This window comes from Lysobacter sp. P5_B9 (assembly GCF_054049835.1).
In genome coordinates this window covers 180,024-203,506 of sequence record NZ_JBFULP010000006.1, presented here as the reverse complement: position 1 = coordinate 203,506, position 23,483 = coordinate 180,024, and the positions used below count along the sequence as shown (strand labels likewise).

Genomic DNA, 23,483 nt, shown 5'->3' with positions numbered 1-23,483 from the left:
CTGTGAGCACGCTGGCATCCAGGGTCGCATGCATCGCAAGCGCTGCACCTGAGCGGACCGCCATCACCGATGGCGAGCGACGGGCGAGCTACGGAGAATTCTGGGCCCAGGCGCAAGCGTTCTCCGACGTACTCCGCGGAAACGGACTGCAACGCGGCGATCGGGTCGCCATCGTGCTCCCCAACCGCATCGAGGCAGCGACCGCTTGTTACGGCACCTGGCTGGCTGGCGGTGTCGTGGTGCCACTGGACGTGCAGGCACGCGTTCGCGATCTGTCGCCGTGGATCCGTCACTGCGATGCACGCTATGTGTTGCATGAACAAGGCCATCGTGACGCCACGCTGGCCATCGCCGAATTGCCCTCCATACGCCTTTCGATCGCGCTGGAGGAGCAGCAACCGCTCTGCGCCCCCAAGCCGTCGGGCAGGCTGTCATCAGGCAAGCCGTCGCCGGGCGAGACCCGGGACGATGCCAATAACGCCTGGGCCAACGACCTGGCGCTGATCCTCTATACCTCGGGCACGACGGGCACACCCAAGGGCGTGATGCTGAGCCATGCCAACCTGCTGGCGAATGCCGAGTCGGTGATCGCCTACCTTGGGCTGGACTGCAACGACAGCGTCTTGAGCGTCCTTCCGTTCTATTACGCGTACGGCGCATCCGTGCTGCACACGCACCTCATCAGTGGCGCGCGCATCCATCTGGAAAAGAACCTCGTCTTCCCCAACCTGATCGTCGAAGCGCTTGCTGCGCATCGCATCACCTGCTTCTCTGGCGTGCCCTCGACGTTCGCGCTGCTCCTCAACCACGCGGAACTGGGCAACCACGACCTGTCGTGCCTGCGTTCCCTCACACAGGCGGGTGGTCCGATGACGCCGGCGCTGACCAGGAAGTTGCGCGCGGCGTTGCCGCACCCGCGCTTGTTCGTGATGTACGGGCAAACCGAGGCCACCTCACGCCTGACCTGGCTCCCGCCGGAGCGACTGGAAGAAAAGCTGGGCTCGGTGGGCATTCCCGTGAACGGCGTGACCCTGAAAATAGTCCGCGACGACGGAATGGCCGCCACCACGGGCGAGATCGGCGAAGTCTGGGCCAGAGGGCCCAACGTCATGCTGGGCTACTGGAACAACGTAGAGGCCACGCGCGACGCGCTGCGGGACGGTTGGCTGCGAACCGGCGACCTGGGCCACCTCGATGGCGACGGCTACCTGTTCCTCGCAGGCCGCCGCAGCGACGTGATCAAGACGGGTGCCCACCGCGTGCACCCCGGCGACATCGAAGAGGCGATCGCGGAATTTCCAGGCGTGATCGAGGCCGCGGTCGTGGGCGTGGATGACGAAGTGATGGGCCAGGCCATCAAGGCCTTCGTGGTGGTCGAAGCGCCGACGGAGTGGGGTGCCGACCAGATCAAGGCGCACTGCCGTGAGCGCCTGCCTCCCTACAAGATCCCGAAGTACATCGAATTCGTGGCTGCCTTGCCTCGCACTGCATCGGGGAAGGTTCGCCGTGTCCACCTGCTGGCGAACCACGTTGCGTCATGACATCACTCGACTGGAACGCGCTGGCGATCGATTACGCAGCGGAAGCAGATCTCATCGCCGCGCGCCTGCGCGACATCACCGCACACCAGCTGCATCGACGCGGTCTCGTCGTTGCGATCTCCGGTGGCATCGACAGCTCCGTCAGCGCTGCACTGGCGGTGCGCGCGCTCGGCCCCGAACGCGTGCTGACCCTGATCCTGCCGGAACGCGATTCGTCGGACGACAGCGCGGTGCGGGCGCGCCTGCTTGCACAGCACCTCGGCGTTCGCACCGAAAGCGTCGACATTGCGCCCGTGCTCGCCGCCATTGGCTGCTACCAGTCCCGCGATGCGGCCGTGCGCAGCCTGCTGCCGGATTACGGTGAAGGATGGAAGTTCAAGATCGTGATCGACGGCGGTACCGAGGGCCGCATCAACCGGTTTCGACTGGTCGCGCAATCCCCGGATGGCTCGCAGCATGCGTGCGACCTTGGACTCGATCAGTACCTCACCATCGTTGCAGCCACGAACTTCAAGCAGCGCATCCGCAAGACCCTGGAGTATTTCCATGCCGACCGGCTGAACTACGCCGTGGTCGGCACGCCCAACCGCGTCGAATACGACCAGGGCTTCTTCGTGAAGAACGGCGATGGCTCGGCCGATGTGAAGCCCATCGCGCACCTCTACAAGACCCAGGTGTACGGCATGGCTCGCTACCTGGGCCTGCCTGACCGCATCTGCACGGCGGTCCCGACCACCGATACCTACAGCCTCAGCCAGGGTCAGGACGAGTTCTACTACGGGTTGCCCTACCAGCAGATGGACCTCGCCTTGTGGGCGCACAACAACAGCAAGCCGGCCTCCTGGGTCGCCTCGATGTTGAACATCAGCCAGGCCCACGCGGAAGCCGTATACGAAGACATCGGCAACAAGCGTCGCACCACGCGCTACCTGCATCTCGCGCCGGTGTTGGTCACCGCCGTGGCGGAGGTCGGGCACGAGCCATGACAGCTGCGCGCCCACCGCTGCTATACACCGTTCACGACGCCGATCCGGGTCAGGTTCGCGACACGGTGATTTCGATCTGGCGCGGCAACTTGGGCCATGAACGATGCGGGCACGAAGCCAAGTACGAATGGTTTTATGTGGGCAGCGAAGGTCCGCCCCCGCTGCTGCAACTGTTGCGGCACGAACCCAGCGGTGACTGGGTGGGCGTATGCGCAGCCGGCCAACGCCGCATGCTGTGGCGTGGGCGTGAAATCCGTGCCGGCGTGATCGTCGACTTTGCCGTGCTTCCGGAACATCGTTCCCTGGGTCCGGCGCTCACGCTCCAGCAGGGACTGATCAACGCGGGCGCGCGCGAGCTGGACCTGCTCTACGGCTTCCCCAATCCCAAGGCAGTCGCCGTGGTCAAGCGCGCCGGTCTCGCGCAGCTTGCGGAGATCGTCGGCTATGTCCGCGTGCTGCGGCATGGCCGGTATCTCGGCCGCTACCTGCCGGCGCCGCTCGCCGGTATCCTCGGTGCGTTGATCGATCTTGCGGTCGGCGCACGCGATGGATTCCGTCGCCTGGGCTCACGCCCTTTACGCGTGGAGTGGACCGAGCGCGCCGATGAGCGGATGGATGTCCTATGGCGGGAATCCGACCATGGCAATGCCCTGGTGATGATCCGTGACACTGCCTACGCGCGATGGCGCTTTGACCGCGCCCCGTTCGGCGCAACGCGATACCTGTTCGTCAGCAACAAAGCGGGCGAGTTGCGCGCCTGGTTCGCCACCCGCAGCGAGTCCGACATCCTGCGAGTGCGGGACTTCTGGTCCGTCGATGCGATCGACGGCGTCGGCCGATCCTGCATCGACGCCTTGCTGCAGGCGGCGCGCGCTACCGGGCATTCCGCCGTATCCGTCGAGATCGGCGCGCCTGCCCGTTGTCACGCCGGGTGGACCTCCCGTGGCTTCTTCGAGCGTCGACGCCGCCCGGTCCATGGCAGTTGGAGCGTCACGTCACCAGAGACAGCCGGCGCCGAGTTGTACGTGACCTCGTCCGACAAGGACGGGTGAGCACTCCCTCTCCCGCTTGCGGGAGAGGGCCGGGGTGAGGGCGCGCCGCGCAGCGGCGCCAAACTCCCTCTCCCTCTCCCTCTCCCTCTCCCTCTCCCTCTCCCGCTCCCGCTCGCGGCGCCCGAAGGGTGTCCAAGGGTGAAAGGGCTGGGGTGAGGGCGCGCCGCGCAGCGGCGCCAGAGCTCGCTGTCCCTGAGCCCATGGGCAAGGCGTTCAAGATGAGCCCGATAAGGGCAGGGGTGCCCCACGGAGTTGTCGGCTATATTCCGACCGCGCCATGCGCGCGTACACGACCGTCAGGGGAGGCGTCCGTGGAAATCCTGCAGAGCCGTCATTCCAACCACATCCGTTACGCCTTCGGCGCGGATGAACTGCACTACTTCATCGAGGACAGCACGGGCAGCCGCTCGTTCTCGGTCGCCTATTCGGAGATCAGCCGCGACCGCCAGGTCTTCGTCGAGCGCAACTCATGGCTGCGCAACGTCGGCCTGCTCTGGCTCGCGCTGGGTGCCGTCATCACCGCCATGGCCGCCATCAAGGGCGAGTTCGCGCCGTCGGTGTGGTTGTTGATCGGCGCCGGCTGCTATGCCGTGTACCGCTTCCGCACCACGCGCTTCACCATCGTCCGGTCCGAGAAGGGCAACCTGCTGGTGATCGAAGGCGACGACGGCCAGCGCATCCTCAAGGAAATCGAATCGCGCCGCGCCGACTACTTCCGCCGCGAGTACGACTTCATGCCGCAGGACGAGACGGCCGACCAGCATCGCAACCGGTTCAAGTGGTTGCATCGGGAGGGGGCGTTGTCGGAAGAGGAGTTGGGGCAGCGGCTGGCGGTGGTCGATGCCAGCGAGCCGGCATCGACCGAGTCGGCTGCTCCGGCGCTGGCAGTGATGCTCAACTAGGCGGACTCGCCCGCAACAACGTCCGCCAACGCACGGAGTGCTTCGAACATGAAGATGCAATTGCGATGCCGCTGCGGCGCAGTACGAGGCGAAATGGACACCGCCCACGCCTACACGCGGACGACCTGCTACTGCAAGGACTGCCGCGCCTTTGCGCGTTTCCTCGCCGTGCCCGGCGTGCTGGATGCCAGTGGCGGCACCGACATCGTTCCGGTCGCGCCCTCCGCAGTGCGGTTCACCGCCGGCAGCGAGCACGTGGTCTGCATGTCGCTCAGCCCCAAGGGCCTGCTACGGTGGTACGCCGCCTGCTGCCGCACGCCGCTGGCCAACACCCCGCGCGAACCCAAGCTGCCCTATGTGGGCATGGTCACCGCCTGCTTCGACGCCACCCCGCAGGCGGTGGACGCGGCGCTCGGGCCGCGTAATCGCGTCGTGATCAACAGCCAATCCGCGACCGCGCCGGTGCGCGCCACGCCGCTGGCTTTCGTCACCGGCGGCGTTCGCATCGTCGCCGGGATCATCGGCGCGCGGCTGCGGCCGGAGCGTGGCTCGCCGTTCTTCGACGCCGGCGGCCGTCCCTTGCGCGAGCCGGAAGTGATCAGCCGCGAGCAACGCACTGCGCTGGAGCACGATGCGGCCTGACCTCTGATCCGTCGTCCAGCGGTCTGCGCATAGCTGCCATGGCGTCGGCTGGTCGAAGCCGGACAAGGCGACCGGCCTCATCCACCCGACGCCACCCGAAGTGCCCCTGGCATCAGCCCGGTAACCCCGTTTTCACCGCCCGGGACTAGCCTGCAGCTTTCCGCAGGCCCGTCGCATGCCGCGCTCCCGCACTCCCGCGAAGCCCGCACCCATCCTCCCGCGTGACGACGGCTTCGTCCGCGTGCGCGGCGCGCGCGAGCACAACCTCAAGGATGTCGACCTCGACATCCCGCGCGACCAGCTGGTGGTGTTCTCCGGCGTCTCCGGCTCCGGCAAATCCTCGCTCGCCTTCGGCACGATCTACGCCGAAGCCCAACGTCGCTACTTCGAATCCGTCGCCCCCTACGCGCGCCGCCTGATCGACCAGGCCGGCGTGCCCGACGTCGACGCCATCGAAGGCCTGCCGCCCGCGATTGCATTGCAGCAGCAACGCGGCGCCAGCAACGCGCGTTCCAGCGTCGGCAGCGTGACTACGCTGTCCAGCCTGGTGCGGATGATGTACTCGCGCGCCGGCGCCTATCCGCCCAAGCAGGCGATGCTCTACGCCGAGGACTTCTCGCCCAACACGCCGCAGGGCGCGTGCCCGAAGTGCCACGGCCTCGGCCACGTGTTCGAGGTGACCGAGAAGCTGATGGTCCCCGACCCGACGCTCAGCATCCGCGAGAAAGCCATCGCCAGCTGGCCGCCGGCGTGGCACGGACAGAACCTGCGCGACATCCTGGTCACGCTCGGCCATGACATCGACATCCCGTGGAAGGACCTGCCGAAGAAGGATCGCGACTGGATCCTCTTCACCGAGGAAACGCCGACCGTGCCCGTCTACGCCGGCTTCACCGCGAAAGAAACCCGCGCCGCGCTCAAGCGCAAGATGGAGCCCAGCTACATGGGCACCTACACCGGCGCGCGCCGCTACGTGCTGCACACCTTCGCCACCACCCAGAGCGCGCTGATGAAGAAGCGCGTCTCGCGCTACATGGAAGGGCGCGTGTGCCCGGTGTGCGACGGCAAGCGCCTGAAGAAGGAAGCGCTGTCGGTGACCTTCGCCGGCGTCGACATCGGCACGCTGTCGCAGATGCCGCTCGACCGCGTCGCCGCGCTGCTGGAACCCATCGCCCGCGGCGACTTCCACGCCCACGCAACGCCAACCGACCGCTCCCTCCCCCGCAAAGCGGGGGAGGGCCGGGGTGGGGGCACGCCCCGCGACCAAGAACCCGGCCAGTCAACCAACCTCACCGCCACCGCACGCGACCGCGCCAAACGCGCCGCATCCAAGCAAGCCACCCACGCCACCACCCCCGACGTGCGCCGCACCCCCGCGCTGTCGGAGGAAAAACGCCTCGCCGCGCAGCGCCTGGCCGAAGGCGTGATCGCGCGCCTGCATACCCTGCAGGCGCTGGGCCTGGGCTACCTGTCGCTCGACCGCACCACGCCCACGCTCTCGCCCGGCGAACTGCAACGCCTGCGCCTGGCCACGCAGTTGCGCTCCAACCTGTTCGGCGTGGTCTACGTGCTCGACGAACCCTCCGCCGGCCTGCACCCGGCCGACAGCCAGGCCCTGTACGACGCGCTGGAACAACTGCGCGACGCCGGCAACTCGGTGTTCGTGGTCGAGCACGACCTGGAGCTGATGCACCGCGCGCAGTGGCTGGTCGACGTCGGCCCCGACGCCGGCGAACGCGGCGGCCGCGTGCTCTACAGCGGCCCGACCGCGGGGCTGAAAGACATCGAGGAGTCGCGCACCGCCCGCTACCTGTTCGGCACCACGCCCGCGCCCACCAGCCACGCGCGCACGCCCACCGGCTGGCTGCAGCTGCAGGGCATCCACCGCCACAACCTGCACGGCCTCGACGCGCGCATCCCGCTGGGTGTGCTCACCGCCGTCACCGGCATCTCCGGCTCGGGCAAGTCCAGCCTGGTCGCACAGGCGCTGACCGAACTGGTGCTGCTGCATCTGGGCCACGAGCCCGAAGACGAGGACGAAGGCACACCCGATGCCCCCACCGTGCTCGAACGCACCCGCGGCCACCTCGCCGGCGACGTCGACGCCGTGCAGCGCCTGGTGCAGGTCGACCAGAAGCCGATCGGCCGCACCCCACGCTCCAACCTCGCCACCTACACCGGCCTGTTCGATCACGTGCGCAAGCTGTTCGCGGCAACCAAGGAGGCGAAACGCCACCGCTTCGACGCCGGCCGCTTCTCCTTCAACGTCGCCAAGGGCCGCTGCGAAACCTGCGAAGGCGAGGGCTTCGTCAGCGTCGAGCTGCTCTTCATGCCCAGCGTCTACGCCCCGTGCCCGACCTGCCACGGCGCCCGCTACAACCAGGCCACGCTGCAGGTGCAATGGCACGGCCGCAACATCGCGCAGGTGCTGCGCATGACGGTGGAGGAGGCCGGCGAGTTCTTCGTCGGGGAGGACGCCATCGCGCGCACCTTGAACGTGCTGCGCGAGATCGGCCTGGGCTACCTGCGCCTGGGCCAGCCCGCCACCGAGCTGTCCGGCGGCGAGGCGCAACGCATCAAGCTCGCCACCGAACTGCAGCGCAGCCAGCGCGGCCGCAGCCTGTACGTCCTCGACGAACCCACCACCGGCCTGCACGCCGCCGATGCCGACCGCCTGATGCTGCAACTGCACCGCCTCGTCGACGCCGGCAACTCCGTGGTGGTGATCGAGCACGAGATGCGTGTGGTGGCCCAGGCGGACTGGGTGATCGATATGGGGCCGGGGGCGGGGGAGAGCGGGGGAAGGATCGTGGTGGAGGGAGCGCCGGGGGGGGTGGTGCTGGCGCGGGGTAGTCGTACTGCGGCGTATCTGGCGGGCGCGGTAGGCGTCCAGAGCTGATTTGATGTGCATTGGGTCATGGACATTGGCCCATTCGATTGCGTCGGATAATCCCGTGCAGCCATTCGGAATGCGAAAAATTCGTAGGGCCCTTCGGTCTTGTAGTCCCTGCAATAAATAGTAGCCAGCGGAACCACGCTAAATGTTTGCTTGGGCGTCTGCCCGCCGAACGCATTGCTCAGGAGATTTGGCACGCGTGGAGGAGCTAAAGGTGTCGCTGGCTAAGGGGAGCCCACGCAACTTATATTCCTACGGTCCGGTAAGGGGGAATATTGTGATCCGAACAATTCGTATCCAAGGCGTTAAGAGCTTCCCTCGAGACGCGCAGACGTCCGTCTCGATCAATCCAACGCTGAGAGTGGCTCTGTTCTACGGCAACAACGGTGCCGGAAAGAGCGCTATTGGAAAAGTAATTCACCATAACGGCAACAACTCCGAACCATTCCCCGATTGCTCGCTGGACCACACTGGAGATGGTGCCTATCACCATCTGGTCTACAACGAGGAGTTTGTCGAGCGAAACTTTCGCAATGCGTCGGGCTTCCCCGGCATTTTCAGCTTGGGCCAGGAAGACGCTGATGCGCTGCGCGAGGTAGAGGAACTCCAAGTTGAGAAGGGCGTGCTCGTAGCTCGCAAGAACGAAATCGAGGCTCAGAAGGCCCAGCGGGTGGGCTTGGCAGGATCCAGCCTGACGGCCGCCCAGGAGGCCACCTGGAAAGCGCATAGGGACCACTCCGATGGTCCGCTCGATCCGTTTCTTGACGGGATGGGAAAGTCTAAGGCCAAAGTTTTTGAAAGGATTAAGTCCGTTGTATTGGCTCAGGACGACACGCCAGTCGGCTTGGATGAATTGCACGCCCGGATGAGGGATGTCGCGTCGACCGAGCCACCAAAGTCACATGTGAATCTAGACATTGGCGGGATCGTGGAGGCAGAGCAATCTCCGCTATGGAACGAAAGCATTGCCGGGTCCTCGGACAGTCGGTTGGCACCTGTGATCCAGACGCTCGGCAACATGGACTGGGTTGGAGTTGGTGCCAAACACATTCGAGGCGACGATTGTCCATTCTGTCAGCAAGAGTTGCCGGCTGATTTCAAGGAAGAGCTAACCAAGCTGATTGACACCACCTACCGCGACAAGGTGGCGAAGATCAGCGCCTTGGTCATCGATTACGAACGGCGGCTTGGCGAGATTGAAGATCACATGCGGCAAATGTTCGCGACGGAAACTTTTGCCGATGAGAACACCCAATTGCGAGAGCAATGGAATAGGTTCCAACTGCGACTCGCGAGAAACCTTGAACAAATGAAGGCCAAGTTGATGGCGCCGGGGGATTCTGTTTCCGTGGCTGACAGCCGCTCGGAAATGGCTCAAGTGTTCAAGCAGATCAGTGAAACCAACATCCGAATCGATGTGTTCAATGAGCGTATCAAGCACCGCGCTGCAGAACGATCGCGCATCGAAACGGACTTCTGGAAGCGCATGCGGCATGAGCATGGTGGTGCGATCGACGTGCACCAAGCGCAGATTGCCGAAGGCGAGCGCATTGTGGCTGGCCTTAACGAGGAACGCGGGGGGGTGCAGGCCCGTTTGGATGCTATCGAAGCGCGCTTGGCTCAAATCCGGGCCAATAGCATCGGCACAGAAAGGGCCGTTGGGGCCATCAATAGGCGGTTGAGGCGACACGGCATTAATGATTTCACGATCGCCAAGAAGCCTGGTGACGGAAATTTGTACTGCTTGGAACGTCCCGGGGTCGGACAAGAAGACTACAAGTCGCTATCTGAAGGCGAAAAGACTGTCATTGCCTTCTTCTACTTTATCGAACTAGTGAACGGGTCTGCGGATAAGGATCAGCATGTAGCACAGAGCAGGAAAATCGTAGTCATTGATGATCCTATTTCCAGTCTGTCCAACACTTTTGTCTATGACGTCGCCTGGCTCATTGCCAATGAGTTTATCGGTGGTCCCACAGCGGTTCGGCAGGTCTTGGTCCTGACTCATTCGCTATTCTTCCACCACGAGCTAATCAAGCAGATCCACGCGATAAAGTTACATGGCCAGTGCCAGTATTTTCGCGTGGTCAAACGCCCGCATAGTTCCGTCGTTCCGATGGGGAAGGACGACATCAAGAACGATTACGACGCAGCATGGGAGGTCATAAAGGACGCGCATGCTGGGAGTGCAACTACCGTGGGCGTGGCCAATGCCATGCGTTGCATCTTTGAGCAGTTCTTTACCTTTACCAGTCAGCAGGGCGCCTTCAAGGCTGCCCTGCAGAGACTGGAGAACGAAGATCGAAGCTTTGTCCCCCTGAGTCGATACCTGGACAACCGCTCACATCGAAACGACCAGAATTTGACAGATTTCGGTGATCACGATGTCCAGTTCTTTCTAGATAAGTTTCGCGCGGTGTTCGACGCGACGCAGTATCCGCACCACTATGCCATCCGCATGGGATTGCCGGTCGAAGATGCGGAGCAAAACGCGTAACGGGTTCGGGATCGGCGGCGTCGAAAGTTTAGGGGTGGCTTGAGGAGTGTTCATGGAATACGACTTTTCGGTTCTGAATGACAGAGACTTTGAGATTTTGGCAAACGATCTATTGAGCAAGCACTTTGGCGAGAAGATCGAGCGATTCAAGCCAGGCAAGGACAAAGGCGTCGATGGTCGCTGGTTTAGTGCGTCCGGAGAGGTGGTTCTGCAATATAAGAACTGGTCGCGCTCCGGCGTAGAGAAGCTGATCTCTCATTTGGCAGGAGACGAGCTGAAGAAGATCAAGAAGCTTTCGCCGGAAAGATACATTGTCGCGACATCAGTTCAGCTTTCGCGAGCGAACAAGGAGAGGATCAAGAAAGCTCTGCATCCGTACATTCAGTCGGAGGGGGACATTTTTGGTCGTGAGGATTTACACGATCTGCTTGTGTCCAGTCCTGAGATTGAAATGCGAAACCCGAAGCTGTGGGTGGCTACCGGAAGGGTGCTTAGTCAGATAATCAACCACGGGCTCGTCGGGCGTAGCGGGTTTGCGATGGAAGAGATTCACAACTTCGCAAGGCGCTATGTCGACACGGCAGATGCGGAGCGGGCACGGGTGACGCTCGATAGGGCCCGGGTCTTGATTATCAAAGGCGCCCCTGGGGTGGGGAAAACCACGCTTGCTCACGAGTTGCTGTTGGAGGCGGCGGGACGTGGATTTGTTCCATATGTCCTCAACTCCATTGAAGAGGCTGAGTCGATATTCGATGGCGAGGTCCAGCAGTTCTTTCTTTTTGACGACTTCCTTGGCAGCAATTTGCTAGAGGTCATTCGAGGTAGAGAGGATGCGAAGATCGTGGGCTTCCTTCGTAGGGTTGCTGCGAGGGAAAACAAGCGCTTCGTGCTGACGTCGCGTTCTCATATTCTTGAGCAAGGCAAGGATTGCTCAGAGCTATTCCGCATCGAAAAGATCTCGACAAAAGAGTTCGAGCTTAGCGTCGGGCACCTTTCGCGACTGGAGAAGGCCAAGATCCTGTATGCCCACATATGGGCTGGCGGTATGCCAACGCCCGCTCTCGACGCCATCTATGAATCGAATAGATACATGGACGTCATCTCGCACAGAAATTTCAATCCGCGGCTGGTTGCGTTTATCACCGACCCCGATCGAATTGCGGGTCTGGCCAAAGAGGAATACTGGGCCTATGTGGAGCGATCATTTGAGTATCCATCGGAGATATGGGATCACGTTTTTCGCAAGCAGGTCAGTGTCGATACCAAAGATTTGGCCTACTTGGTTGGATTCAACGGCCGCCCAATTTCTGATGACGAACTCAAGAATGCGTTTCGCCGATACTCGTATAGAGTCGGGGAGAGCGATCCGTCGTTCTACCAGAGGTTTCACGACGCTCTGAAGCTAGCGATTGGTTCGGTCCTGACGCGTGTTGTTGATCGTGAGGGGATGGCGAGCCTGTCCTTGTTCAACCCGTCGATTGGCGACTACTTGTTGGCAGAGGCCCCGCGTTTAGGCGTTCTGCATACTGTGTTCGCGTCGCTGGTGACGGCGTCTTCGTTGAACTATCTTGATTCGCTGGTGCAGCTTGAGGTTGTTTCGGAGAGCGATCGCCTAGAGGTATTTATGTCCATGATCGCGCCGCCGAGTGCGGTCTTCGATATGCCCCTGAATGTGGCCGTTGCGGTAGTGGGGCGCCTCCTACGGCTGGATGTGCCTTGGCATGACATCTCGGCCGCCTGTCGCACGGTGGCATTGCGCGTCAATAGCGATATGGGGGATGCGCTCGAAGATGGGCTTCTGGTTCTGAGCAAGGCGTTCGTGGATCACCCGAAGGAACTTCTGCCAGTACTCGATCGGCTAATGCAAAGCCTTGATGAGGTCTTGGTTTCCATCAAGGCCATGCGTCACCTCTGCACAGTGGCCAAGCTCGCCGACGAGGCTTTTGGCGGTAATAGGTATCAGGTGTTGAGAGAGGAAATAGTGTCAATTTGGCGCGACAACATTGGTCAGTTCGTTTCGGATGATTCGATATTGGCTGATCTGTACGACGAGAACGACCTGGGGTTTGCCGAGGACCAGGTATACGACTACGTCTACGCAGAGTTGAGTTCCATTGGCTTGGAAGTTGATGCAGAGATGGTGATGAGTATTGCGACTGAGCTGGATGTAAGCGATGTGTTGAATAGCAACCTGGAGGCCGCTGCAGACCGTTGGGAGGATGACGGCCGCGACTCCTTTGTCACGTCCTATTCTCCGGATGCGGAGATTCACGACTATTTCGAACGGTCGTAGTCAATGCGGTCGGGACTCGTGCGGACCTTGGGGCCCGACAGGCGAAGCGCACTGCGATACTCGGAGCAGGTTGATTTCAAATCGGCAAGTAGCCCGATTCGACGGCCCATACTTGCTTTCAAATCCTTGGCCATTTTGGGAAACTTCATTCGCTCCGATCGCCCCGTAGCGATCACCCCACGCCACGCGGACCGCGGCGGAGCAAGGACGCACCCGGCACCCGCCGGTGCACACATGGAAACAAACGGAGATTGTTCGTGTCGCAAAACCTCATCTCGTTCCACCTGTCCGACGACGACGTCCGCGCCCTCAACACCCTGATCGGCGACATGGAGTCGCGGCTCACCGGGTTGCTGGCGCTCGACAACGCCACCCGGCGCCAGCTCACCAAGATGGGCGACAAGTCCGAGGCCTTCGTCCGGCAGACGATCATGGTGCTGGGGCAGAACCCGGAAATCGTGCCGCCCAGCCTGGGCCTGGCCGACGCGCAGGCCGACCTGCGCGCGCTCGACCAGCTGCGTCCGCTGCTGGCGCGCCTGCAGCGCCTCATGGAGCGCATGAGCGATTCGGAGATGGCCCTGGGCAGCGACGCCATGAACACCGCCCTGGAAGGCTACGGCCTGCTCAAGCTGACGGGCCGCAACAAGGGCCTGGAAGGCGTGAGCGAGGCGCTGTCCGCCCGCTTCTCGCGCTCGCGCAGGCCCGAACCCGCACCGGCCGCCTGATCCATCCGTACCCCTGAAGAAGAAAAGCCCCGCCATGGCGGGGCTTTTTGTGTCGAACGTGCGGCGCGTTGTCGCGAAGCTGCAGCGAGCGGCGAACTCAGCCAGTCACCCTCGCCACGACCCGCCGCACCATCGGGCGACGACGGTGACCCCGACGAACGCCAGCGGCCAGGTGGTCGCACAACTCTGGCCCAGTGCGCCGGGAAGTCGGGGTGCAGGCCTTGGGGCCAGAATAAGGGGTCAGGTTCATTTATCGATGGGCGGTAAACGAACCTGCCCCCCTTAGTGTGTGCTGCACCGGTTCGCCGCGGGTCGATCGGTACGATCCGTGATCCCGCACCGGAGGGACGGGCCGGTTCCGGCCGGCAGGGTGACGTGGCCTCGGTTTCCTCGGGACAATAGGCATTCATCCGAGACTCTCGTGTTTCCATGCTCCCATTGCGCTTGGTACTGATTTCCCTGCTGATCGCAGCCAACACCGTGTTGCATGTGCTTCCACTGCTGTTGGTGGCGTTGGTGAAGGCGTTGCTGCCGTTCGACCGTTTGCGGCGGGCGAGCAATCCTCTGCTCACCGGGCTGGCGGAAAGCTGGATCGGGGTGAACAGCTGGATGATGGACCGCTTCACCGGCACGCGCGTCGACGTGCAGGAGGACGCGGTGCTGCAGGTGGACGGCCACTACCTGGTGCTGGCCAATCACCAGAGCTGGGTGGATATCCTGGTCTTGCAGAAGGTGTTCAACCGACGCATTCCGCTGCTGCGCTTTTTCCTGAAGCGACAGCTGTTCTGGGTGCCGCTGCTGGGGCTGGCGTGGTGGGCGCTGGATTTCCCATTCATGGGCCGCTACACGCCCAAGCAGATCGCGCGTCGCCCGGAGTTGGCCCGGCGCGACACCGAAGCCACCCGCCGCGCCTGCGAAAAATTCCGCGCGATCCCGGTGGCGATCATGAACTTCGTCGAAGGCACACGCTTCACGCCGGGCAAGCACGCCACGCAGGGCGCGCCGTACCGCCACCTGCTCAAGCCGAAGTCCGGCGGCGTGGCTTTCGTGCTGGACGCGATGGGCGAGGGCCTGCACGCGATCCTGGACGTGACCATCGCGTATCCCGGCGGGCGACCCACGATGATGGACTTGCTGGCGGACCGCATCCCCGAGATCCGCGTGCACCTGCGCCAGCGCTCGATCCCCGATGAGGTGCTGCGTGGCGACTACCAGAACAACCGCGCGTTCCGTGCCCGCTTCCAGCAGTGGATGAACGGGTTGTGGCGGGAGAAGGATGCGGACATGACCCGCCTGCTGGCGGACTGAAGACTGTGCTATCCGGCGCATTGCGTCGAAGCTTTGCGCTATCTTCCCCGGTTCGGAGCAAATTCAGGTCGAACCAATGAAGGCCACAGTCGTCGGTCTAATCACGCCGCATGTTCTTAGAGTCGCTGATCTCGCCAAACAGGCAGAGGCAGGCGCCAACGTTGACTGGCATGTGCGGGATGCCGTTGCAAAGACGGTCGCCGACCTCGGATCCCAGTACAACGCTCGCGACCTGCTGTCGGCCTACACCCAATGGCTGGAGACTGCGGCCCAGGAGGCAGGGCAGGCCCGCATGTTCTATTCCGGCGTGTTGCGTACAGCGGCCGCGGCGGCCGCGCGACATATGCAGGAACGCGGGTGAGCAATCACGCCCTGCTCAAGCTGTGGAGTCCCAACAAGGGTCTGGAAGGCGTGAGCGAAGCGCTGTCCGGCTCGCGCAGGCCCGAACCCGTACCGGCCGCCTGATTCTTCCCGGACGCCGCCAGAAAAGCCCCGCTCGCGGGGCTTTTTTGTTGGTCGGCGGGAAGGGCGTGCGGGCGCTCGCAGGTTTCGCTCGGGCCGTTGCCTGTTTCGTGCGGCGGCCCGGAAGAATCGGGCGGCGGGCCGCATCTTTTGGGCGGAACGCCGGACGATTTGTCCGGCGGTTGGACAAAAAATGTCCAGGTTGAGGCTCCTGGGCCTCGACGCCGGAGTTATTGCTGCGACGGTCCGGCAGAGGAGGGCGGAATGGGTCGGGCTCGTTTTCGGGACCGGCAGCGCCTGGAGGCTGGGGCGGCCGCTTGCATCGCGCCCCAAAAGGGGAATATGATGCGCATCATATGAAACGACCCGCTCCCCGTTCCAAGGAAGCCACCCACGACCGCATCGTGGACGCCGCCGCGCGCGCCATCCGGCGCAGCGGCTACAACGGCACGGGCGTCGCCGACATCATGAAGGCCGCCGGTCTGACGCATGGCGGCTTCTACGCCCATTTCCCGTCGCGCGAGGCGATGCTCGCCGAGGCTGCCGACCGGGCCGGCAGTGAAGCCGTGGCGATGATGGAGCGCATCGCCTCCAGCTTGCCGCCGCAGCAGGCGCTCACGGCCATGATGCGGGCCTATCTTTCGGACGAGCACCTCGAGGCGATCGAGACCGGCTGTGCAACGGCCGCGCTTGGCTCGGAGATGCCTCGCCAAGCGCCCGAGGTAAGGCGCGCCGCAACGCGCCGCATCAAGGAAATGATCGACCTCGTCGCCCGCCAGTCTCCCGACTGGGGGCAGCCGGGGGCACACGAACACGCCCTTTTCAGCGTCGCATCGATGGTCGGCGCCCTCATCCTCGCGCGTGCCGTTGACGAGCCCAAGCTTGCCGATGGGCTGCGCGAGGCCGCGCTGAAGCATCTCGCTCCCACCCAGGACTGATCACCGAATCCGGGTCTGTCCGTTTGCCCTTTAATATGATGAGAATCATATAAAGGCATGATTTTCCCCTCCGACTGAAGGCTCCCATGAACATCAAAGGATCCATCGCCCTGGTAACAGGTGCTTCATCAGGTATCGGCGAAGCCACCGCGCAGCGACTCGCCATCGCGGGCTACAAGGTCTATGGCACCAGCCGGCGCGGAGCCCAGGCCGGCCAGCGACCGTTCGAGATGCTGGCCCTCGATGTGACCAGCGACGAATCCGTCGACGCCGTCGTCAGGGAGCTGATGCGTTTGGAAGGCCGCATCGATCTGCTGGTGAACAACGCAGGCTTCGGTGTTGCGCCCGCCGGAGCGGAAGAGAGTTCGATCGAGCAGGCCAAGGCGATCTTTGAAACCAACTTCTTCGGGCTTATCCGCATGACCCGTGCCGTCGTGCCTCACATGCGGCGCTAGGGAAACGGTCGCATCATCAACATCGGCTCGGTGCTTGGTTTCCTTCCGATGCCTTACGGGGCTCTTTATGCTGCAACCAAGCATGCGGTTGAAGGCTATTCGGAGTCGCTCGATCACGAGTTGCGCACAAGAGGCATCCGGGTCTCGGTGATCGAGCCCGCCTACACAAAGTCGCAGTTCGAGGCGAACTTCCTGGCCCCCGATTCAAAGCTCGATGAGTATCGTGAAGTTCGCACGCTTCTGGACAAGGTTCTCAAGCAGGTGATGGCAACTGCTGACGAGCCGACCGTCGTGGCCGACGTCGTGCTGCAAGCGGCCATCGCGGTGCGGCCAAAACTCCGTTACACGGCCGGCGCGCTCGCGAATCGCCTGCGATTGCTTCGCAGGTTTGCGCCGGCGCGATGGGTGGACGCTGGCATTCGAAAGGATCTGCGGCTCGATGCCCCAACGGCGTCGCTGCCACGCACCCCGGTATTGGAAAAGTAAGCGGCTTGTCCAAGCCGCCGTTGTCACACAGCAGAGAAGCAGTCATGAAGGCATTCATCGTCGATCGCTACAAACGCAACAGCGCATTGCGCCTCGGCGAAATGCCGCCACCGGAAGTTCGCGACCATGACGTCCTGGTCGCCATCCACGCAGCCAGTCTCAACCAGCTCGATGCCAAGATCCGGGATGGAGAGTTCAAGCTCATCCTGCCCTATCGCTTGCCGCTGATCCTGGGCAACGACGTCGCCGGGGTCGTGGTTGGGGTCGGGTCCAAGGTCCGCGGGTTCAAACCTGGCGACGAGGTGTATGCACGGCCTGACCAGGCCCGGATCGGAACGTTCGCGGAACTCATCGCGATGAACGAAACCGACGTAGCGTTGAAGCCCAGGAACCTAACGATGGAAGAGGCCGCCTCCATCCCCCTGGTGGGGCTGACCGCGTGGCAGGTATTGATCGAACGCGCCCGGCTGAAGAAGGGACAGAAAGTCCTGATCCACGCCGGCTCTGGTGGGGTCGGCACGTTTGCCATCCAGTTGGCAAAGCACCTCGGCGCGACGGTGGCGACGACGACTAGCACCGAGAACGTCGATCTGGTCAGGAGTCTCGGCGCGGATGTCGTGATCGACTACAAGAAAGAGGATTTCGCGAAGGCCCTCAATGGCTACGATGTGGTCCTGAACAGCCTGGGTAAGGACACGCTCGAAAAATCCCTCAAGGTGCTGAAGCCCGGAGGCAAGCTGATTTCCATCTCCGGTCCGCCGGATACGGCGTTCGCCCAAGAGAGCGGGTTGAGCTGGCTTCTCCAGCAAGTCATGCGCCTTTTGAGCTTCGGCATCCGGAGCAAGGCCAGTAGGCACGGCGTCAGTTACTCGTTTGTTTTCATGCGAGCCAACGTCGAGCAGTTGAGCCGGATCACGGCGCTCCTTGAATCCGGTGCCGTGCGGCAGGTCGTGGATCGGATCTTTCCGTTCTCCGCGACCAACGAAGCGATGGACTACCTGGCGATGGGCCGTGCGAAAGGCAAGGTCGTCATCAAGGTGAAGTGAGCAACATAAGCACGCGCAATCAATCGCACACTACGGTCTGCTCAAGCTGTCGGGCTGCAACAAAGGCCTGGATGGCGTGAGCGAAGCGCTGTCCACCCGCTTCTCGCGCTCGCGCAAGCGCGAGCCGGCGTCGGTGGCCTGATCGATCGCTGCCGCATGAGGAAGCCCCGCCATTGCGGGGCTTTTTGTGTCGAACGTGCGGCACGTTGTCGCGAAGCTGCAGCGAGCTCCACCGGCGCGCCAGTCACCCTTGCCACGACCCGCCGCACCATCGGGGCGACGACGGTGATCCTGACGAACGCCAGCGGCCAGGTGGTCGCACAACTCTGGCCCAGTGCGCCAGGAAGTCGGGTGCAGGCCTTGGCGAATAAGTTCCAGGTTCATTTTCACGACGGGTGTAGTGAACCTGGAACCTTTTGAAAGCACCATTCATGGCGCGTGCGCTATCTTCCCGCATTCGGAGAAATCAGGTCGAACCAATGAAGGCCACAGTCGTCGGTTTAATCACGCCGCATGTTCTTAGAGTCGCTGACCTCGCCAGGCAGGCCGAGGCAGGCGCCAACGTTGACTGGCATGTGCGAGATGCCGTTGCAAAGACGATCGACGACCTCGGATCCCAATACAACGCCCGGGACTTGCTCTCGGCCTACGTCCATTGGCTGGAGACTGCGGCCCGTGAGGCAGGGCAGGCCCGCCAGGTCTATGCCAGCGTGTTGCAGGCAGCGGCGGCGGCGGCCGCACGACATCTCCAGGCACGCGATTGAGGATTCACGATCCAGGGAGAGGGGTCAGGTTCATTCATGGCGCTGGAGGAGAGAAGTTCTCGATCTCTTCCAGTGAAAGATCGCGTGCTTCGATCTCCCGGGCGAGGACATCAAAGTCTGCTTGTGGCAGCGTGCTGGGACTGGGTTTGTAAATGGCCTTGACGAGGATTGTGTTGGATGCGGGATCGGGCGCGGGCCGCGTGCTGAGTTCCACTCTATCGCCTTTGAGAGTGCGCTTTTTGTAGATGCGCATCTGTGCGTCGCCTTGGCTGCGCATGACGCGCAACTCCGTGCTGCGTTCCCACCTGGGGCCAAAGTGATAGACCGCCGCATACATGACTTTGGCTTTTTGGGTGTTGACTTCGTTGGCCAACATCGCGTGATAGAACGCCTTGTGGACCTGTTGCCACGGTCGAAGCTTCTGGTCACATGCCACATCGTGGATGACTGACGCTTCCCGATACTTGCCCTCAAATGGGCCGCCGATGATGGCCCATGCGAACTGAGGGATCGATGCGCCATCGACAATTGATCCGGCTGGGGCGGTCCAGCGATCTCCAGTTGCGTCGATGAAACTGAATGGCTCAAGCAGTTTCATGCGCCGGCCGTCGCTGAGCCACTCAGCGACCACCTTCCCTGCAAACGAGCCAAACTCGTTGGCGGCATGGACGGCGGGTGGGACAGGCGTCGGCACTGGCTCCGATGGCGGCGCGACTCCGGCAGCATCGACGGGTTCCGTGGGCGCTGCGGTGACGTGTTGATCCCCAGGGGCCCGAGGCGATTCCTGGCACGCGGTAGTGAGTGAGATCAGGGCAAGCAGTAGCGTCAGGGTGGTCTTCATTGTCGCTCCGTCCTTTGGAGGTGCTCGCAGAAGGCGAACGCGCGGGCCTTGGTTTTCGTGTCCGGCTCGGGCAGGGCCTGGAATTACCGGTGCAAACCCATAGGCCCGTGGCGCTCGCGCCGGGGTGCATCGAGCCCATGTTCACCATCGACCGCACACCCGTGGCGTGCGGTCGATGCCAAACGCTCATTGGTTCCGCCATGGCCCGCCGCAGTGGAGGTTGAGCCACATCGCGTCCTTCTGGACCACCAGCACTGCCGCGCTCCAGTCGCGGACGCGATCGTGCGCGGCTTCCTGCAGGACGCGCTGTTCGAAGAATTGCAACTGGCCACAGGCCCTGCGGTCGTTGGCGGCGCTGCCATCCCCCAACAACGTTTCCACCGCAGACAAGCGCGCGTCGAGCGTCTGCACCAGGTCCAGGTCGAACCCGAGCGGGATCAGCGAAGAGCGCAGGTTGCGCACCCCGAACGGGGCCATGGGTGCATAGGTGAACGCACGCAGGTCCACGAGCACCGTGCCGGTCGACAACCGGAATCCCACCAGGCCATCGATGACACCCAGGGGCTGGCCTTCACCGCCTTCGAAACGGACGCTCAGGACGCAGGTGCCCCGCGGCGGCAGTTCCACATAACCGCCTCCGCTGCACTCCCAGTCGAAGCCAAAGGGCCCGTTTGCGCCGAGGCCGTACACATCGATCGCGTTGTCGGTCTGGTTGGTGAACACGACTGTCGCCCAAGGCGAGGTTTCGAACGGCAGGGCCGGGGGCAGTTCGAGCAGGTCCGTCGATGCGGTGACGGGCTGTGCCTGGACGTTGAATGCGGAAACCGCAAGCAGCAAGGACAGCAGCAAGGTCTTCATGGCCTTTCTCCAGTAGTCGGTCCCTCGGCGTAAACAACGCGCGCAATTCCCCGGACAGGTCAACCGCCAGGCGGGCTGCAGCGCCTCACCGAGCGCATGGTCGATTCGGAGCTGGCCTCCCGAAAACCGCCCGTGACCGCCAGAACCTCTTCGCCACGTTGGTGCAGTCGGTGAAGGCGCATTCCCTGGCCGGATCAGCCACGCTGTATGACGTGCCGCCGCAACATGCAGGCCTGACGGGCTTCCACGGTCGCGAAGTTGCACGGTTGGGGCGGGACGCCCACCATCCGCGCATCCCCTGGAGGACGCCCATGGCTGAACCAGGCAATGAGTCGTCGGGGCTCGGCTTCTTCGCCGAGCTGCGGCGGCGACGCGTGATCCGCGTCGCGGTGGTCTATGCCATCGCCGGCTGGGTCGTGATCGAGGTCGCCTCGACCATGTTGCCGGGGCTGCACCTGCCCGACTGGACCGTCACCCTGGTGATCGCACTGGTCGTGCTCGGCTTCCCGATCGCCTTCGTGATGGGCTGGATGTTCGACATCGGCCCGCGCGGCGTGCAGCGCACCCGTCCGGTGGATGCGCCCGCTGCGGCGGCAATCACCAACCCCGCGACGACGTCGACCGATGCGCCGGCACCCGCGTCGACGGAACGCGCAACCACGCCACCGGCGAAGCCAGCCCCGGCGCCGCGCGTGGCCTCCACTGTCGACGAAGGCCGGCGCACCATCGCCGTGCTGCCCTTCGTCAACATGAGCGGCGACGCCGAGAACGAGTATTTCAGCGACGGCATCTCCGAGGAGATCCTCAACCTGCTGGCCAAGCTGCCGCAGCTGAAGGTCGCCTCGCGCACTTCCTCGTTCAACCTCAAGGGCGAGAAAGTCGACATCCCGACCGTGGCCCGGCAGTTGGGCGTCAGCACGATCCTGGAAGGCAGCGTCCGCCGCGCCGGCGACCGCGTACGCATCACCGCGCAGCTGATCGAGGCCGATACCGACTCGCACATGTGGTCGGAGACCTACGACCGCGAGATGAAGGACGTGTTCGCCATCCAGGACGACATCGCGCACAGCATCGTCAAGGCGATGCAGGTGACGCTGAGCCCGCAGGAACGCCGCGCCATCCAGTCGGCCGCCACCACCGACCCGGAGGCCTACGACTACTACCTGCGCGGACGCAATTACATGTATTCGATGGCACGCCGCGACTACGAGCACGCCATCCGCATGTTCGACCAGGCCATCAGCCTGGATTCCAAGTACGCGCTCGCCTACGCCGGGCTCGCCGATGCATATTCGCACATGTACCGCTATGTCGAGGCGACGCCGGACAACGTCGAAAAGGCCAACCGCGCCAGCGAGCAGGCCGTGGTGCTGGACCGTGACTCGGCCGAGGCCCACGCCGCGCGCGGCATGGCGTTGTGCATCAGCAACCGCTACGACGAGGCCGACGCCGAGTTCGAAATCGCCATCAGCCGCAACCCCAACCTGTTCGAGGCCTGGTACTACTACGGCATGGCTGCCTCGTCGCAGGGAAAGGTCGAGAAAGCGGCCGAGCTTTACACCCGGGCGTCCGAGGTCAACCCCGCCGACTTCCAGGTGCCGATGTTCCTGGCGATGGCGTACGCCTCGCTCGGCCGCAAGCAGGACGAGATGCGGGTGCGCCTGGGCGCGCTCGGCACCCTCGAGCGGCACCTCAAGCTCAACCCGCACGACACCCGCGCGATCTACTTCGCCGCGCAGAACCTCTACCGCATCGGCGAGAGGGACAAGGCGATTGCCCTGGCCGAACAGGCCATGCAGCAGGGCATGAACGAACCGGTCGTGCTCTACAACGTCGCCTGCTTCTACACGGGCCTGGGCGAGAAGGAACGCGCCATCGACCTGCTCGAGCAGGCCGTCAGCCTCGGCTGGGGCGATCGCGACTGGATGGAAAACGACAGCGACCTGGTGCCCCTGCATGACGAACCTCGCTTCCAGGCACTGCTGTCGCGCATTCACTGATGTCGACAACACGTCGGCTTCCAGGACGTAGGGCGCAATACGCGAAGCGCATTGCGTCGCCGGCGCGCGCAAATCCGGTTTTTTTCGATCGCGTTACCTTCGATTGCCTTCCGATGGCCTCGCGGATGGGCGGATTCGTGCATTCAGATCGCCCTCGTCATTGCTGCAGCTGAACGCTTAAGCAAATAACCCCCATGGGGAATGGCCTCACGATTTCGGCCCGCGCATCGTGCGGCTACCGCACGGGCACGACTGTGCTCACTGACTTGAGAAGGAGACTGGAGTGATTGGGCTAAAGAAATCACTGATGACGGTTGCGCTGGGTGCCAGCGCGTTGATTGCCGGTTCCGCAATCTCTCACCCACAGCCGAAAATTCTGTGTCACAACATCGGCGGGCCATTCGATCTTGGCGCCAACTGCGAAGCCACCGGTAACTGCACTTTCATCCTGCCGGATGGCGGAACTGTGACCTTTACAGGAAATCAATTCCTGGGGATTTTGATCGGGGCCAGTGGCGACAATGCAGTAGCGGCCCATCTCGCCCATGGCGATGGTTTCGCCACCGCGATTTATGATCCACCGCTGCACCTGGCGTCGGTGGTCGGGCCCCATCAAGAGTCCAATGTGGAATGCCTGGCGACGAGGGTCATCCCGCAGCCGCCCGAACCCGGCAACTAACCAGGCCGGGCGTGCAGAGGCGCAGCCAAGAGGCCCGCATCCGCGGGCCTCTTTCATTCCGGACGCCGCCAGTCCGTCGCCCGCCCCGGCCCCACGGATCGAGCATGCAGGC

18 protein-coding genes and 1 pseudogene are annotated in these 23,483 nt (G+C 63.2%); 17 read left to right on the top strand and 2 right to left on the bottom strand.

Annotation, left to right across the window (positions count from 1 at the left end; all coding sequences use genetic code 11):
- Positions 1-2 precede the first annotated feature (2 nt).
- The 15 genes and pseudogenes from ACXJJ9_RS13575 (at position 3) to ACXJJ9_RS13505 (ending at position 18,993) form a co-directional block, all read left to right on the top strand.
- Entirely contained in the window at positions 3-1,541 is a 1,539-nt protein-coding gene (locus ACXJJ9_RS13575; protein ID WP_457097681.1) for a class I adenylate-forming enzyme family protein, read from the top strand.
- Positions 1,538-2,527: an NAD(+) synthase gene (gene nadE / locus ACXJJ9_RS13570; protein WP_457097680.1), complete on the top strand. Its 990-nt coding sequence runs from the start codon at positions 1,538-1,540 to the stop codon at positions 2,525-2,527. Before ACXJJ9_RS13575 ends, nadE begins: the two co-directional genes overlap by 4 nt.
- Positions 2,524-3,579 carry a hypothetical protein gene (locus ACXJJ9_RS13565; RefSeq protein ID WP_457097679.1) on the top strand — a complete coding sequence of 352 codons (1,056 nt, stop codon included), beginning with the start codon at positions 2,524-2,526 and terminating at the stop codon, positions 3,577-3,579. The genes nadE and ACXJJ9_RS13565 overlap by 4 nt, the downstream gene beginning before the upstream one ends.
- Before the next feature lie 311 nt (positions 3,580-3,890).
- The gene (locus tag ACXJJ9_RS13560) at positions 3,891-4,481 is read left to right on the top strand and encodes a hypothetical protein (protein WP_457097678.1); all 591 of its coding nucleotides are present in this window, start codon (positions 3,891-3,893) and stop codon (positions 4,479-4,481) included.
- A gap of 48 nt (positions 4,482-4,529) precedes the next feature.
- Positions 4,530-5,123, top strand: a complete 594-nt coding sequence (locus ACXJJ9_RS13555; RefSeq protein ID WP_457097677.1) for a DUF6151 family protein — start codon at positions 4,530-4,532, stop codon at positions 5,121-5,123.
- A gap of 175 nt (positions 5,124-5,298) precedes the next feature.
- Positions 5,299-8,022, top strand: a complete 2,724-nt coding sequence (locus ACXJJ9_RS13550) for an excinuclease ABC subunit A (RefSeq protein ID WP_457097676.1) — start codon at positions 5,299-5,301, stop codon at positions 8,020-8,022.
- 358 nt (positions 8,023-8,380) lie between these two features.
- Positions 8,381-10,516, top strand: coding sequence for an AAA family ATPase (locus ACXJJ9_RS13545; protein ID WP_457097675.1), 2,136 nt, complete (start codon positions 8,381-8,383; stop codon positions 10,514-10,516).
- A gap of 52 nt (positions 10,517-10,568) precedes the next feature.
- On the top strand, positions 10,569-12,809 hold the full coding sequence (locus ACXJJ9_RS13540) for an nSTAND3 domain-containing NTPase (protein WP_457097674.1): 2,241 nt from the start codon (positions 10,569-10,571) through the stop codon (positions 12,807-12,809).
- A gap of 257 nt (positions 12,810-13,066) precedes the next feature.
- Entirely contained in the window at positions 13,067-13,534 is a 468-nt protein-coding gene (locus tag ACXJJ9_RS13535) for a hypothetical protein (protein WP_457097673.1), read from the top strand.
- 429 nt (positions 13,535-13,963) lie between these two features.
- Positions 13,964-14,842, top strand: a complete 879-nt coding sequence (locus ACXJJ9_RS13530) for an acyltransferase (RefSeq protein ID WP_457097672.1) — start codon at positions 13,964-13,966, stop codon at positions 14,840-14,842.
- A gap of 76 nt (positions 14,843-14,918) precedes the next feature.
- Complete coding sequence (locus ACXJJ9_RS13525; protein ID WP_457097671.1) at positions 14,919-15,203, top strand: hypothetical protein; 285 nt, start codon at positions 14,919-14,921, stop codon at positions 15,201-15,203.
- Between the two features lie 505 nt (positions 15,204-15,708).
- The gene (locus ACXJJ9_RS13520; protein WP_457097670.1) at positions 15,709-16,242 is read left to right on the top strand and encodes a TetR/AcrR family transcriptional regulator; all 534 of its coding nucleotides are present in this window, start codon (positions 15,709-15,711) and stop codon (positions 16,240-16,242) included.
- An 86-nt stretch (positions 16,243-16,328) separates the two neighbouring features.
- Positions 16,329-17,183, top strand: a pseudogene (locus tag ACXJJ9_RS13515) (oxidoreductase).
- 44 nt (positions 17,184-17,227) lie between these two features.
- The gene (locus ACXJJ9_RS13510; RefSeq protein ID WP_457097669.1) at positions 17,228-18,229 is read left to right on the top strand and encodes an NADP-dependent oxidoreductase; all 1,002 of its coding nucleotides are present in this window, start codon (positions 17,228-17,230) and stop codon (positions 18,227-18,229) included.
- Between the two features lie 479 nt (positions 18,230-18,708).
- The gene (locus tag ACXJJ9_RS13505) at positions 18,709-18,993 is read left to right on the top strand and encodes a hypothetical protein (protein WP_457097668.1); all 285 of its coding nucleotides are present in this window, start codon (positions 18,709-18,711) and stop codon (positions 18,991-18,993) included.
- Positions 18,994-19,027: 34 nt separating this feature from the next.
- Here ACXJJ9_RS13505 and ACXJJ9_RS13500 read toward each other — a convergent pair whose 3' ends face one another.
- Positions 19,028-19,834, bottom strand: coding sequence for a DUF1353 domain-containing protein (locus ACXJJ9_RS13500; protein WP_457097667.1), 807 nt, complete (start codon positions 19,832-19,834; stop codon positions 19,028-19,030).
- A 186-nt stretch (positions 19,835-20,020) separates the two neighbouring features.
- On the bottom strand, positions 20,021-20,692 hold the full coding sequence (locus tag ACXJJ9_RS13495; RefSeq protein ID WP_457097666.1) for a hypothetical protein: 672 nt from the start codon (positions 20,690-20,692) through the stop codon (positions 20,021-20,023).
- A gap of 311 nt (positions 20,693-21,003) precedes the next feature.
- On the opposite strand from ACXJJ9_RS13495, the gene ACXJJ9_RS13490 reads away from it, so the two are divergent.
- A complete protein-coding gene (locus ACXJJ9_RS13490; protein WP_457097665.1) occupies positions 21,004-22,692 on the top strand; it encodes a TPR end-of-group domain-containing protein in 1,689 nt (562 codons plus the stop codon).
- A gap of 307 nt (positions 22,693-22,999) precedes the next feature.
- Positions 23,000-23,371, top strand: coding sequence for a hypothetical protein (locus ACXJJ9_RS13485; protein WP_457097664.1), 372 nt, complete (start codon positions 23,000-23,002; stop codon positions 23,369-23,371).
- The last annotated feature ends 112 nt before the right edge of the window (positions 23,372-23,483 follow it).